Below are 13,642 nucleotides of genomic sequence, written 5' to 3'. Positions count from 1 at the left end.
TCGCACGCGGGGCACGCCACGGCCTACCGTCGTTGCTCGTGGACATTGTCGAGCTGGACGCCGCCGCCCTCGCGGACGACGCGGTGATGCGCGAGCTCTACGACATCTCGCGCCGCGCCGAGCTGCTCGGGCGGGAGGACGCGCCGTTCTGGACCTTCGAGGAGCTCATCGGCGCGTTCCGGTCCAAGGACAGCGGCGAGCGCCAGCAGCTGTTCGCGGCCTACGACGGCGACCGGATGGTGGGCTGCGCCATGCTCTGGTCGTTCCTGCTCGACAACACCGACAAGGCGTGGTTCGGTGTCGACGTCGACGTGCCCGAGCGCCGGCGGGGTGTGGGGCGCGCGCTGCTCGAGCGCATCGAGCAGGTCGTCAAGGCCGACGGCCGCGCCCTGATGCTCACCGACACCAAGCTGCCCTTCGACGAGCGGGAGACCCACGGCTACCGCAGGTTCGCGGAGGTGTGCGGCTTCGAGCTGTCGAACTACGAGGTGGTGCGCCACCTGCAGCTGCCGGTGCCCGACGACCGGATCCAGGGCTGGATCGACGAGGCCGCACCCCGTCACGAGGGCTACACGATCGAGACGTACGTCGACGACGTGCCCGAGGACCTCGTGGAGTCGCTCTGCGTGCTCCTCGGCCAGCTCGCGGTCGACGCGCCCACCGGCGCCGTCGACTTCGAGGAGGAGGCGATGACCCCCGAGCGCTTCGCCGAGAACGTCGCCACCATCAAGGCGATGGGCCGGGCGCGCTACGAGACGCTGGCGCTCACGCCCGAGCGGCTGGTCGTGGCCCAGTCGACGCTCGCCGTGCCCGTGCACTCCGACAGCACCACCGTCTTCCAGTGGGGCACCTTCGTGCACCGCGAGCACCGGGGCCACGCGCTCGGGCTCGCCACCAAGGCGGTCAACCTGCGGGCCGCCCAAGCGTCGCGCCCGGGCCTCCGGCTGGTCACGACCCAGAACGCCGAGACCAACGGCTACATGGTCTCCATCAACGAGAAGATGGGGTTCGAGCCGGTCGAGGTCTCGACGGAGTTCGTCAAGCGCCTCTGAGCCGGGCGAAGCCCACCGGGTCCCCGGGCCGCAGCTGCGCGCACTGCCACAGGTCGTCCTGGTGGACGACGGCGAGCACCGGGTAGCCGCCGGTCGGCGGATGGTCGGCGAGGAGCACCACCGGCTGCCCGCCCGGCGGCACCTGCACGGCGCCGAGGACCATCCCCTCGCTCGGCAGCTCCTCGGCCCGCACCCGCTCGGGCGGATCGCCGTCGAGCCGGAGGCCGACCCGGTTCGACTCCTCCCCCACGACGTACGACGCGGCGCACAGGCGGTCGAGCGCCCCGTCGGCGAACCAGTCCGCCCGCGGGCCGGGCACGACCCGCAGGGCGCCTGGCCGCGGCGGCCTGGGCGTGTCGAGCGGCGCGGGCGGCGCGTGCGGTGCGCCGACGGGGAGCAGGGCGCCGTCCTGGACGCGGGGCGGGCCCACCCACGCGAGCGTGTCGGTCGACCGTGACCCGAGCACCGGCTCGACGTCGATCCCGCCCGCGACCGCGACGTAGGAGCGCACGCCGGTGACCGGCGTCCCGAGTCGCAGGCGACCGCCGGCGGGCAGCCACTCGGCCCGACCCGACCCGCGGCCGGCACCGGCCACCTCGACCGGAGTCGGCGCGCCCGTCACGGCGATCCAGACGCCGGTGTCGGAGGTGAGCGCGAGGCCTCCCCAGGTGACCTCGAGGAGCGCGGCGGCCGGGTCGTTGCCCACCAGCCGGTTGGCGAGCGTCGCGGCGGGCCGGTCCAGCGGGCCCGCGCGGGGGACGCCGAGGTGCGCCAGTCCCGCGCGCCCGCGGTCCTGGACCGTGGTCAGCGCGCCCGCGCTCTCGACGGCGAGCAGACCGCTCACACCGGCACGAACCTCACGCGCGTGCCGGGTGCGAGGAGGGCCGGGTCGTAGCGTGCGGGGTCCCAGAGGGTCAGCTCGGTGCGGCCCAGCAGCCGCCAGCCACCCGGCGAGGCGGTCGGGTAGACGCCGCACCACGACCCCGCCAGGCCGACCGAGCCGGCCGGGACGCGCCCGCGCGGGGTGTCCAGCCGGGGCACGGCGTGCTCCTCCGGCAGTCCGGCCAGGTAGGCGAACCCCGGTGCGAAGCCGCAGAACGCCGAGACGAACTCGATCTCGCCGTGCCGCGCGACCACGCCGTCGACGTCGGTCCCCCACCGTGCGGCGACGTCGTGCAGGTCCGCGCCGTCGTAGACCACCGGCACCTCCACCAAGGGCCCCCGCTCGGGTCCGCCGTCCGGCGTCCAGTCCGCCAGCCGGCGGGCGAGCCCGTCGACGTCGCGCACGCCGTCGAAGAGGACGGTCCGGGCGCCCGGCACGACCTCCTCGGCGTCGACCCGGGCGGCACGCGCGTACGCCGCGAGCGAGCGCGCCGCGGCGCTGTCGGCGACCTCCGCGAGGACCGCGGCCGGCCCGAAGGCGCGCAGGTCGAGGACGTCCACGCACCCAGTGTGGCGGGCAAGGGCCCGATGGCGGGACCGCCGGGCTCGCCGAGAGATGGGCCACAACCGGGGGTCTCGGTTTGCTTCGCCCGCGGCCAGGTCGCCACAGTGGTCGCCGGACCGCGGCGCGAGCCGCGACCGATGGCTCGCACACGTGCGGGCGCACCAAAGGTGAGGGCCCTCTTTGATGGTATGAGCATCAAAGAGGGCCCTCGGCTTTGAGGCGGAAGTGGTGACGCCCACCTCGACCGGACCGGGTCTCCGACCCCGCCGTCCCCGTCACCGGGCCGACGCCGCGAGTTGCCTCGCGGTGTGGGTCTTCGCTCGTGTCCGGCCCCAGTCGCCCACCGGCAGAGCCGGTGGTCGACCAGAGGTGTGAAGGTCACCTGGTGGTATGAGCACCAAGAGGCCTTCGGGTCGAGATGGTGATGACGCCCACCTCGTCCGGTCAGCTCCTCTGGCTCCCGCCCGCCCCGTCATCGGGCCGGCGCCGCGAGTTGCCTCGCGGTGTGGAGCGTTCGTCGCTGTCCGGGTCTCCGAGCCAGCCGCCGGCAAGCCGGTGGTGGTCCGGAACCGGGTCACCTCCAGCCGAAGCCTTCGATGATCCGGAGCCCCACGCCACCTCCGGCGAACCGGCTGCAGCCTGGGTCTCGATCGGCGTCCGGCAGAACCGGCCGCGTCACGAGCTCCCGACTCCCCCACGGAAACCGTCGGCGACTCGGGACCCGCGCCCCCTCCGGCAAGCCGGCTGGGACTCGGTCCCCGCCCCGGCGCCGGCAGGGCCGGCATCGAGGCGGAAGTAGGGGTGAGGGCCTCTCGATGGTATGAGCACCAAGAGGCCCTCGAGCGAGGAGGCTGGGTGACGCCCCCCTCGACCTGGCAGCCGCTCCGACCCCGCCGTCCCCGTCACCGGGCCGACGCCGCGAGTTGCCTCGTGGTGCGGATCTTCGCTTCTGCCTGATCCCCGATCACCTGGTGGTTCTGCCTTGCGGCTTCCCCGCTGGTGGATCGGTGGGAGAGTTCTATGCCCTGCCCGAAGAGCTGCGCAAGGGGTTCTCCGAAGAAACTTCGACATTCTTCTGGTCCCACAGATTGCTCCACAGGACGGGGGGTCACCTCCACAGATTTGCCTGCTTCTCCACATGGAGATTCCACCGGTTGTGGACGAGTTCGGCTCCCCGACGAGGCGACCGGAAGGGGGCGCGCAGTAGGTTCCGAGGTGTGCAGCAGACCCCCGACGTGACCGCCGACGAGACCACCGCCGAGCCCCAGGGAGCGATGGCGACGCCGCCGGTCGCCGAACGGCATCCGGTCACCTCCGAGCACCATGACCGCACCCGGGTCGACGACTACGAGTGGCTGCGCGACAAGGGGTCGGCCGAGGTCACGGCGTACCTCGAGGCGGAGAACGCCTACACCCAGAAGCAGACCGCCCACCTGGCCGACCTGCGCGCGGCGATCTTCGACGAGATCAAGGCACGCACCCGCGAGACCGACCTCTCGGTGCCCACCCGCAACCGAGGGCACTGGTACTACGGCCGCTCCTTCGAGGGCAGGGAGTACGGCGCCAGCTGCCGCGTGCCGGTGACCGACCCCGACGACTGGTCACCGCCCCGGCCCGCGGAGGACTGCGCCCCCGACCAGCCGGCGCTGCCGGGCGAGGAGCTGCTGCTCGACCTCGACGCGCTGGCGGAGGGCCACGACTTCTTCTCCCTCGGCGGGTCGAGCATCAGCCCCGACAGCACCCTGCTCGCCTACTCGACCGACGTGGTCGGCGACGAGCGCTACACGATCCGCGTGCTCGACCTCGCCACCCGCGAGCACCGACCCGACGAGATCGTCGGGGTCATCGGAGGCGCGACGTGGGACCCGTCGGGCGAGCACCTCTACTACACGACCGTCGACGAGTCGTGGCGCTCCGACAAGGTCTGGCGGCACACGCTCGGCACCGCCCAGGCCGACGACGAGCTCGTCCACCACGAGGAGGACGGCCGGTTCTTCGTCGGCGTGGGCCGCAGTCGCAGCGACCGGTTCGTCGTCGTCGCGGCGGGCTCGAAGGTGACCTCGGAGTACCGCTTCCTCGACAGCCAGGACCCCGAGGCCGGCTTCCAGGTCTTCAGCCCGCGGCGCGAGGGCCTGGAGTACTCCCTCGACCACGCCGTGGTCGGCGGCCAGGACGTCTTCCTCGTGCTGCACAACCACACCGGCCCCGACTTCGAGCTCGGCACCGCGCCGATCGCCCCGACGCCGCCGGAGGAGTGGGCCGCGCTGCTGCCGCACGACCCCGCCGTACGCCTGGAGGACGTCGACGCCTTCGCCGGCCACCTCGTGGTCCACCAGCGCAGCCAGGGCCTGACCCAGCTCCGCATCCTCGAGCTCGGCTCCGGGCCGGACGCGCCGGCGGTCTCGGACGACTACCTCGTCGGGTTCGACCATGAGGTCTACAGCGTCGGGTCGGGCTCCAACCCGGGCTTCCACCAGCCGACGGTGCGGCTCGGCTACACCACCATGGCGGTGCCGTCGTCGGTCTACGACTACGACGTCCGCACCCGCGAGCTGACCCTGCTGCGGCGGGCGCCGGTGCTCGGGGGCTACGACCCCGCCGACTACGAGGAGCACCGGCTCTGGGCCACCGCGGACGACGGCGAGCGGGTGCCGATCTCGATCGTGGTCCGCATCGGCGCCCGCGAGGACTCCGGCGGCGGCACGCGTCCGGTGCCGACGCTGCTCTACGGCTACGGCGCCTACGAGCTCTCGATGGACCCCTACTTCTCCGTGGCCCGCCTCTCGCTGCTCGACCGCGGTGCGGCGTTCGCGATCGCGCACGTGCGCGGCGGCGGCGAGATGGGCCGGCGGTGGTACGACGACGGCAAGCTCCTGCGCAAGCAGCACTCGTTCTCCGACTTCATCGCCTGCGCCCGGCACCTGGTCGACACTGGCTGGGCGAGGCCGGAGACCCTGGTCGCCGAGGGCGCCAGTGCGGGCGGGCTGCTGGTGGGGGCGGTGGCCAACCAGGCTCCCGAGCTCTTCGCCGGGATCGCGGCCGGGGTGCCGTTCGTCGACAACCTCACGACGATGCTCGACGCCTCGCTGCCGCTGACGGTGACCGAGTACGACGAGTGGGGCGACCCGGCGGCGGACCCCGAGATCTACGACTACATGGCGGCCTACGCCCCCTACGACAACGTCACCGCCACCACCTACCCGCCGATCCTGGCTGAGACCTCGCTCAACGACACCCGGGTGCTCTACGTCGAGCCCGCGAAGTGGGTCGCGAAGCTCCGCGCGACCGCGGTCAACGGCGCCGACGTGCTCCTGCGCACCGAGATGTCGGCGGGGCACGGCGGGGTCTCGGGGAGGTACAAGTCCTGGCACGAGCGGGCCTTCACACTCGCGTGGGTGCTCGACCGGATGGGTCTCGCGGCCGTCGCGCCGACCCCATCCGGCGGCCCGGCCGCACCGAACCCCTGACCGGGACGACACCCGCAGCAGAGCGGCAGGCCCTGAGAAGTCCCTGAGAGTTCTCTCACGCTGCAACTACCGGGGGTGCTCGTCCGTCTGTCAGGGCGAAGGGTCCACGTTTGACAGGGAATCCCCCGGTCACCGTGGGCGTTGTGATCTACGTGGGACGACTGCGACGTCCCACGAACCGAAGGAGGGATCCCATGGCGACTCGCACCACGGGTGCCACGCGCGAGATCGAGGGACGCGACAGCGTCGGCCTCTACCTCGACGAGATCGCCCGCAACGCCCTCCTCGACGCCGCGGCCGAGGTCGAGCTGAGCAAGACCATCGAGGCCGGCCTGATGGCCGAGCACCTGCTCCGGGAGGGTCGGGTGGGCCGCAAGAAGGGCGGCGCGCCCATGAACGCCTCGCAGGAGGAGCTCGAGTGGCTCGCCGAGGAGGGCCGGAAGGCCGTCGACACGTTCATCACCGCCAACCTGCGCCTGGTCGTCTCGATCGCCCGCAAGTACGGCCGGGCCCAGATGCCGATGCTCGACCTGATCCAGGAGGGCAACACCGGCCTGATCCGGGCGGTCGAGAAGTTCGACTACACCAAGGGCTACAAGTTCTCGACCTACGCCACGTGGTGGGTCCGGCAGGCCATCACGCGCGGCATCGCGCAGCAGGCGCGCGTCGTACGCCTCCCGGTGCACGTGGTCGAGGAGCTCAACCAGGTCGGCGGCGCCCGCCGCACCCTGGAGCGCCAGCTGGGCCGCGACCCCGAGCCCGCCGAGATCGCGGTCGAGCTCGGGATGGAGCTCGACCGGGTCCTCGACCTGATGGCCTGGGGACGTGAGCACGTCAGCCTCGACTCCCCCGTCGACGAGGACGGCGACACCTCGCTGGGCGACCTGATGGCCCAGGAGACCGCGCCCGGTCCCGACCTGACCGTGCTCGACGTCGAGTCCCGCGACCGGCTCAACACGCTGGTCAAGCACCTCGACGACCGGGCGGCCGACATCATCCGCTCGCGCTACGGCCTGACCGACGGCCGCCAGCACAAGCTGGCCGACATCGGTGCCAAGCACGGCATCTCCGCCGAGCGGGTGCGCCAGCTCGAGCGGGAGGCGCTGCAGAAGCTGCGGCGCATCGCCGACCCCGACCTCGCCGCCTGACGGGTTCACGCCCGACGGCCACCGAGCAGGGCTGCTGAGACCCGAGACTCAGCGGTTCCACGAGGGACGAGGGCCTCCGCCACGAGCTGGCGGGGGCTCTCGTCTTCGTTGACCCGGCTCGGACTTCGCGCCGGGTCAACCTGGAGAAAGTTGACCCGGCGCGGTTCGAGCCGGGTCAACGCTGCGTCAGGTCGGCGAACACCGCGTCGACCCGGGCCCGGAGCTCGTCGAGGGTGCCGCTGTTGTCGATGACGTGGGTCGCGATGGCCAGCCGGTCCTCGCGCGAGGCCTGGGCGGCGATGCGGGCCTCGGCGTCCTCCCGCGTCCAGCCGCGGTCGCGCACCATCCGCTCGACCTGGAGCTCCTCCGGCACGTCGACCACGATCACGGCGTCGAAGGTGGCGGCCCGCTCGGCGCCGGCCTCCGCGAGCAGCGGGATGTCGTGGACGACGACCGCGTCCGGCGGCGCGGCGGCCTCGAGCTCGGCGTACCTCTCGAAGATCAGCGGATGGGTGATCGCCTCGAGCCGACGGCGCGCCGCCTCGTCGGCGAACACGATCCGGCCCAGCGCCGACCGGTCGAGGTCGCCCTCGGGCGTCAGGAGGTCCTCGCCGAACTCCTCGACGACCTGCGCCAGCCCCGGCGTCCCGCGCGCGACGACCTCGCGGGCCAGCGCGTCGCCGTCGATGAGCACCGCGCCGAGCCCGACCAGGAGCTCGGCCACCGTGCTCTTGCCCGAGGCGATGCCCCCTGTCAGACCGACGCGCACGGGCCTAGTGTCACAGGGTGGAGTTCGACTCGTTCACCGTGTCCCTGCTGGTCCTGCGCGACGATGCGCCGGACTGGGACGACGAGACCGCGAGCGCGATGCAGGACGCGCACCTCGACCACCTCGCCACCCTGCACGAGCAGGGCCACCTCGTCGCTGCCGGCCCTCTCGGCCACGACAAGATCCGCGGGCTCTCGATCCTGCGGGTCCCGCCCGACGAGGCACGCGCGCTCAAGGAGGCGGACCCCGTCGTGCAGGCGGGCAGGTTCGACGTCGTCGTGGTGCCCTGGCAGGTGCCGGCCGGCGCGGTGCACTTCACGCCGACCCGCTTCCCCCACTCCGTCGCCGACGTCGAGGGCGCGTAGTCAGGACGCGCGCAGCGCGTTCTCGGCGGTGGCGCGGCAGACCTCGCTCCAGGGCGTGGGCGTGAGCCCGAAGGCCTGCTCGATGGCGGAGGAGTCGAGGACGTAGGGCGCGGTGAACTGGTACTCCGTCTCGCGCAGCTCCCGGAGCAGCGGCACGACCGCGCCGCCGACCGACAGCACGGCGCGCGGCATCGGCTTGACCTTCCCGACGCTGCGGCCCACCGACGCCGCGACGTCCTGGAGCACCTCGGTCTGGGTCTTGGCGGGGTTGGTCGGCGCGTGCCAGACCCGGCCCCACGCCGACGGCTCGCCGGCGACCCGGACCAGCGCTCGGGCCATGTCACGGACGTCGGTGAACGAGTGCGGCTGGTCGGGGCGGCCGAAGACCCGCACGGTCCTCCCCTGCAGCGCCGCCGGGGCCACCCGGGCGACGTGCCCGGTCGCCGTCGAGACCCGCGGCCCCATGTAGTCCGAGCCGCGCACCTCGACCGCCCGGAGCCGGCCCGCGTCGTGCAGACGCCTGGCCTCGGCCCACATGCCGGCACGGATCCGGGCCTTCGTGGTCGTCGCGGCATCGGGCAGGGTCTCCACCATCGGTCCGTCGACCGGCCCGTAGGGGTAGAGCGCCGCCGCGGTGACGAGCACCGCGCCGGACGCCTCGGCGGCCTCGAGGAACGCCGCTGCGACCGGCGGCCAGAACTGCGGCCACACGGTGTACGACGGCGGGTTCACGCAGTTGTAGACCGCCGTCGCTCCCTCGGCCAGCGCGACCAGGCGGGTGGCGTCGGCGACGTCGGCTGCCTCGCGGCGTACGGTGCCGGCCCCCTGGCCAGCGATCTCCGGGCCGACCCCGGAGCGGCTCACCAGCAGCACGTCTCGGCCCTGCCCGGCCAGCAGCTCCGCCGTCGCCAGCCCGACCGGTCCAGCTCCGACCACCACGTGTCGCTCGTTCATCCTCGTTCTCCTCAGCTCGTCCGAATAGAGAGCACCGCTCTCTGTTCTCGACGCTAGGGCACTCTCACCCCCGAATCAAGAGCATTGCTCACATTTGTGTGCACCGCTCTCGTTTCGTGCCAGAATGACGTCATGGTCCCCGCGCCCCGCACCGCTCGCGCCGTCGCCCGCGCTGAGCTGACCCGCGCGATCCTCGACCGCGCGAAGGCCCAGCTCGCCGAGGTCGGGCCGGCCGCGCTGTCCGTGCGCCAGATCGCGCGCGACCTCGAGATGGCGTCGTCCGCGGTCTACCGCTACTTCCCCAGCCGCGACGCGTTGCTGACCGCCCTCATCATCGAGGCCTACGACGACCTCGGCGAGGCGGTCGAGGCCGGCGACGCGACCGCGGAGCGTGCCGACCTCCGCGGCCGCTGGACCGGCCTTGCCCGGGGCCTGCGCGGGTGGGCGGTGGCGCACCCCCACGAGTACGCCCTCACCTACGGCTCCCCGGTGCCGGGCTATGCGGCACCGCAGGACACGATCGCCTCCGCCGCCCGGGTGTCGACCGCCCTGCTGACGCTGGTGGCCGACGCGCACGCGGCCGGCCGCTCCCCCGTGGCCACGCGGCCGGCGACCGAGGCCGAGCTGGCCTCGATCGCACCCGTCCGGTCGTTCGTCGTCGACGAGCTCGACGAGGCGTACACCGTGCGCGGGCTGATGGCGTGGGCCACCCTGTTCGGCAACGTGTCGCTGGAGCTGTTCGGGCACATGTACCGCGGGGTGCTCGACTACGAGGCGCACTACGCCACGCTGGTCGAGCAGCTGGCCGACGACCTGGGGCTCTGAGCGCCGGTCAGCAGCCGTGGTTGGCCTGGGCGCAGGTGTCGAGGCCCCACCGCAGGGTGTAGCGCTTCTGCACGCCCGACAGCGACACCGTGACCTCGATCGGCGGCTTCTTCAGCTCGTTGCCGCCGCCGTCGTCGTAGGTGTAGGTCATCCGCCACCACGTGCGGCCTTGGTCGTCGACCGCCGTCGTGGCGTGCTCGGTGTGACCGTCCGGGAAGGTGTAGGCCACGTCGAAGACGTCCTCGGCACCCTGCGGCACCAGCCCGCCGGCCGACCGGGTGGTCATGCCGTCGAGGAAGTCGCTGCTCACGGCGTACGTCGAGACGTCGTCGCGGGCCGTCAGCGGCAGCGCGCGGTGCACGGTCGTGCGGCCGTGGAGCTCGTCGCAGAGCACGAACTTCTCACCCTTGACCCAGAACGACGCGGTGGCGTCGACGCGCAGCGCGAGGGACGCGCCGCCGAGCACGAACTCCAGCTCGTCCTCGCACGACCCCCCACCGGCCTGGACGGCGTCGTCGGGCGCCGGGGCGGTGCCCGCGGTCTCGGCGAGCGTCTCGGGAGCGGCCGGCGTGGGGGTGCCGGTGCCGTCGGGCTTCGGGGTCGCGGTCGCCGCGGACGGCTCTGGGGCGGGGGTCGGCGTCGCGGTGGTCGAGCCGCGCCCGGTCACCGGCAACCCCTCTTGCTCGGAGTCGCCGGGGCTGATCGCCCAGTACGCCAGCCCGGCGACCAGCGCGACCGCCGCGGCGGCGCCGACGGGCGCCAGCCACCGCGGGGCGCTCGACCGGCGCTCGTGGGCGTGCGCGAGCAGGTCGGCGCGGATCCGGGCGCGCGCGTCGTCGGGCAGCGGCCGCTCGGGCGGCGGGGTGGGTTCAGCCATCGGAGTGCTCCTTCGTGAGCTCGGTGAGCCGGGCGCGGGCCCGGGAGAGCCGGGACCGGACGGTCCCGACCGGTACGTCGAGGGCAGCGGCCGCCTGCTCGTAGGTGAGGCCGGACCAGGCGACGAGGCCGAGCACCTCCCGCTCGCGGGCGGGGAGGGCCTCGACCTGGGCGAGCACGTCGCGCATCCGGGCCTCGGAGCCGAGCCGGTCGGTCACCTGCTCGGCGTGGTCGGGCTCGGGCGCCGCGGCGGGCAGGCCGGTGACCGCCCGGAGGTAGCGGCGCCGCGACCGGCCGGCGTTGCGGCACACGTTGGTCGCGACGCCGTAGAGCCACGGCAGCGCCGAGCCGTCGTGCAGCCGGACGCGCTGCCGGTGCCGCCAGACCTCGAGGAACACCGACGAGGTGGCGTCCTCGGCCTCGGCCCAGTCGGCGAGGTGGCGGAAGCAGTGGTTGTAGATGCGGTCGGCGTAGCGGTCGAACAACGCGGCGAGCGCACCAGGGTCGTCCTGGTGCAGCCCGTCCACGAGCTCGCGCTCGTCGCCGGCCATCGCCACTGCTCCTCCTTGCCTCACACCCTCACATGTCCGGTGGGTCGGGGTGGGTTCCCACCGATCTAGGTTGGGTCCGTGGAGGACGCGCTGCGAGAGGGCGACCGGGTCGCGCTGCTCGTGCCACCGTCGCCCGCCTACGTCGACGTGGTGATCGGGCTGCTGGCGGCCGGCGTGATCCCGATCCCGCTCGACCCGCGGCTCACCGAGCACGAGCGCCGCCGAATCCTGGCCGGCCTCTCCCCCACCCTCGAGGTGACGACCGCCGAGGGGCTCGCGCGGCTGCGGGCGGCGTACGCCGACCACCGCGGCCTGCCCCGCGCGCGCCCGATGCACTGCACGAGCGGCACCACCGGGACGCCGAAGGGCGTCTGGAGCGGGCTGCTGTCCGCGGCGGACGCCGAGGCGCTGGTGGCGGAGGAGCGGTCGCTGTGGGGCTTCGCGGACACCGACGTCAACCTCGTGGTGTCGCCGCTCTACCACTCGGCACCGCTCCGGTTCGCGATGGGGACGCTGCTGGCGGGCGGCCGGATCGTGCTGCCCGGCCCCTTCGACCCGGCGCTGGTCACCGAGGTGATCGAGCGCGAGCGGCCGACGTCGGTGTTCTGCGTGCCGACCCACCTCCAGCGGCTGTTCGCGTACTGGGACCGGGTCGGGACGCCCGACCTGTCGTCGTTCCGGCTCGTCGCCCACGCGGGCGCACCGTGCCCCGACGCCGTGAAGCGGCGGCTCGTCGAGACCTTCCCGGAGGGCTCGACCTGGGAGTTCTACGGCTCCACCGAGGGACAGTTCACCGCCTGCCGGTCCGAGGAGTGGCTGGAGCAGCCCGGCACGGTGGGGCGGGCCCGGCCCGGCCGGGTGCTGACGACGGACGCCGACGGCACGATCTGGTGCGCGGTGCCGTCGTTCGCCCGGTTCTCCTACTTCGGCGACCCCGACAAGACCGCGGCCGCCTGGCGGGAGACGCCGGACGGGCCGGCGTTCACCGTGGGCGACCTCGGCCGGCTCGACGACGACGGCTACCTGTTCCTGGACGGCCGCCGCGAGGACCTGGTCATCAGCGGCGGCGTCAACGTCTACCCGCTCGAGGTCGAGCAGGCGCTCCTCGAGCACCCGGGCGTCGACGACGCGGCCGTCTACGGCGTCCCCGACGAGCGGTGGGGTCAGCGGGTGTGCGCGGCGTACGTCGGCGCCGCCACGCCCGCCGAGCTCGACGCGTGGGTCCGGGAGCGGCTCGCCCCGCCGAAGCGGCCCAAGACCTGGCACCCGCTGCCCGACCTGCCGCGCACGCTGACCGGGAAGGTGCTGCGGACCGAGCTCCCCCTCGAGTGACCGCTCAGAGCAGCCGCATCGACGGCCACAGCTCGGCCAGGTCGAGGTCGGGGAACCGGCGCTGCACGGCGTCGTAGACCCCGCTGAAGTGGCGGGCGATGGTGCGCCTCGTCTCCTCCGGGAGCGCGGCGCCCTCGGACTTCGGCGAGACGTTGACCTGGCGGCCGGTGTCGGGCTCGTGAAAGTCGATGCCGAGGAAGCTGCACAGCGGCGCCAGGGTCTCGGCGCCGAACAGCCGCTCGTAGAAGCCGTAGAACACGTCCTCGGGCGGGAACGCCGCCTCGAGGGCGTCCATGGTCAGGTCGTAGCGGGTGCGGTCGGCGTACATCGGGTGCTTGTACATGTGGCCGACGCGGGTCTCGGGGTCCTCGGGCGCCTCGTCGCCACGCCGGCGCATATCCATCCGCGACGCCGACCAGATCCGCTCCACCGGGTCGCGCAGCAGGTAGACGGCCGCCGGACGCACCCCGCGCGTCGTGAACCCGTCGCGGATCATCCGCAGCCGCTCGGTCGACAGCCCGGCGTAGCCGGGGGTGATGTCGGCCGTCAGGCGGATCTCGTCGGGCTCGAGCAGCCCGCTGAAGTAGTCGAAGTAGCGGTCGGGGTCGCGCAGGAACTCCGCGCGCTGCCCGCCCTGCTTCTCGATCCGCTCGCGGGCGAGCCGGCCCGCGGCGAGGTCGAGCGCGTCCCAGACGTGGTACTCCTTGCGGAACCCCGGGTCGCACTGCGGCGAGCCCTCGAGGTAGCGGTGCAGCCAGGCCGTGCCGCCCTTCTGGCAGCCGACGCCGAGGAGGAAGGTGCCGGCCACGCGGAGACCCTAGCCCGAGGGTTGCTGATCGATCAGTCACCCACCGGC

At 73.3% G+C, this 13,642-nt stretch carries 13 protein-coding genes; 6 read left to right on the top strand and 7 right to left on the bottom strand.

What is annotated here, in order from left to right:
* Positions 1 to 38 precede the first annotated feature (38 nt).
* Positions 39 to 1,052, top strand: coding sequence for a GNAT family N-acetyltransferase (locus G514_RS0103890; protein ID WP_028650687.1), 1,014 nt, complete (start codon positions 39 to 41; stop codon positions 1,050 to 1,052).
* Here G514_RS0103890 and G514_RS0103885 read toward each other — a convergent pair.
* A complete protein-coding gene (locus G514_RS0103885) occupies positions 1,039 to 1,896 on the bottom strand; it encodes a 5-oxoprolinase subunit C family protein (protein ID WP_211222026.1) in 858 nt (285 codons plus the stop codon). The two genes, G514_RS0103890 and G514_RS0103885, sit on opposite strands and share 14 nt — an antisense overlap.
* The gene (locus G514_RS0103880) at positions 1,893 to 2,495 is read right to left on the bottom strand and encodes a 5-oxoprolinase subunit B family protein (protein ID WP_211222025.1); all 603 of its coding nucleotides are present in this window, start codon (positions 2,493 to 2,495) and stop codon (positions 1,893 to 1,895) included. Before G514_RS0103880 ends, G514_RS0103885 begins: the two co-directional genes overlap by 4 nt.
* A gap of 1,221 nt (positions 2,496 to 3,716) precedes the next feature.
* Here G514_RS0103880 and G514_RS0103875 point away from each other — a divergent pair.
* Positions 3,717 to 5,966, top strand: a complete 2,250-nt coding sequence (locus G514_RS0103875; RefSeq protein ID WP_342662555.1) for a S9 family peptidase — start codon at positions 3,717 to 3,719, stop codon at positions 5,964 to 5,966.
* Positions 5,967 to 6,160: 194 nt separating this feature from the next.
* The gene (locus tag G514_RS0103870; RefSeq protein ID WP_028650683.1) at positions 6,161 to 7,114 is read left to right on the top strand and encodes a sigma-70 family RNA polymerase sigma factor; all 954 of its coding nucleotides are present in this window, start codon (positions 6,161 to 6,163) and stop codon (positions 7,112 to 7,114) included.
* A 175-nt stretch (positions 7,115 to 7,289) separates the two neighbouring features.
* Here the strand turns inward: G514_RS0103870 and coaE are convergent, their stop codons facing one another.
* Positions 7,290 to 7,883 carry a dephospho-CoA kinase gene (gene coaE, locus G514_RS0103865; protein WP_028650682.1) on the bottom strand — a complete coding sequence of 198 codons (594 nt, stop codon included), beginning with the start codon at positions 7,881 to 7,883 and terminating at the stop codon, positions 7,290 to 7,292.
* Between the two features lie 17 nt (positions 7,884 to 7,900).
* On the opposite strand from coaE, the gene G514_RS0103860 reads away from it, so the two are divergent.
* The gene (locus G514_RS0103860) at positions 7,901 to 8,248 is read left to right on the top strand and encodes a YciI family protein (RefSeq protein WP_028650681.1); all 348 of its coding nucleotides are present in this window, start codon (positions 7,901 to 7,903) and stop codon (positions 8,246 to 8,248) included.
* On the opposite strand, the gene G514_RS0103855 is transcribed toward G514_RS0103860, so the two are convergent.
* Positions 8,249 to 9,202 carry an NAD-dependent epimerase/dehydratase family protein gene (locus tag G514_RS0103855; RefSeq protein WP_028650680.1) on the bottom strand — a complete coding sequence of 318 codons (954 nt, stop codon included), beginning with the start codon at positions 9,200 to 9,202 and terminating at the stop codon, positions 8,249 to 8,251.
* 132 nt (positions 9,203 to 9,334) lie between these two features.
* Here G514_RS0103855 and G514_RS0103850 point away from each other — a divergent pair, with 132 nt between their 5' ends.
* The gene (locus G514_RS0103850; RefSeq protein ID WP_028650679.1) at positions 9,335 to 10,027 is read left to right on the top strand and encodes a TetR/AcrR family transcriptional regulator; all 693 of its coding nucleotides are present in this window, start codon (positions 9,335 to 9,337) and stop codon (positions 10,025 to 10,027) included.
* 7 nt (positions 10,028 to 10,034) lie between these two features.
* Here G514_RS0103850 and G514_RS24740 read toward each other — a convergent pair whose 3' ends face one another.
* Positions 10,035 to 10,904 (bottom strand): hypothetical protein, encoded by an 870-nt coding sequence (locus G514_RS24740; RefSeq protein WP_036563481.1) that lies wholly within the window; start codon positions 10,902 to 10,904, stop codon positions 10,035 to 10,037.
* A complete protein-coding gene (locus tag G514_RS24735; RefSeq protein ID WP_036563580.1) occupies positions 10,897 to 11,454 on the bottom strand; it encodes an RNA polymerase sigma factor in 558 nt (185 codons plus the stop codon). The genes G514_RS24740 and G514_RS24735 overlap by 8 nt, the downstream gene beginning before the upstream one ends.
* 78 nt (positions 11,455 to 11,532) lie before the next feature.
* Between G514_RS24735 and G514_RS24730 the strand changes: the two genes are divergently transcribed.
* Positions 11,533 to 12,786: a class I adenylate-forming enzyme family protein gene (locus G514_RS24730; RefSeq protein ID WP_036563480.1), complete on the top strand. Its 1,254-nt coding sequence runs from the start codon at positions 11,533 to 11,535 to the stop codon at positions 12,784 to 12,786.
* A gap of 4 nt (positions 12,787 to 12,790) precedes the next feature.
* Here G514_RS24730 and G514_RS24725 read toward each other — a convergent pair whose 3' ends face one another.
* Positions 12,791 to 13,594, bottom strand: coding sequence for a sulfotransferase family protein (locus G514_RS24725; RefSeq protein ID WP_036563478.1), 804 nt, complete (start codon positions 13,592 to 13,594; stop codon positions 12,791 to 12,793).
* Between the last annotated feature and the right edge of the window lie 48 nt (positions 13,595 to 13,642).

The organism is Nocardioides halotolerans DSM 19273 (assembly GCF_000422805.1).
GTDB classification, from domain to species: Bacteria; Actinomycetota; Actinomycetes; order Propionibacteriales; family Nocardioidaceae; genus Nocardioides; species Nocardioides halotolerans.
The sequence above is the reverse complement of the archived record's forward strand: the minus strand, read 5'-3'. Positions and strand labels throughout refer to the sequence as shown.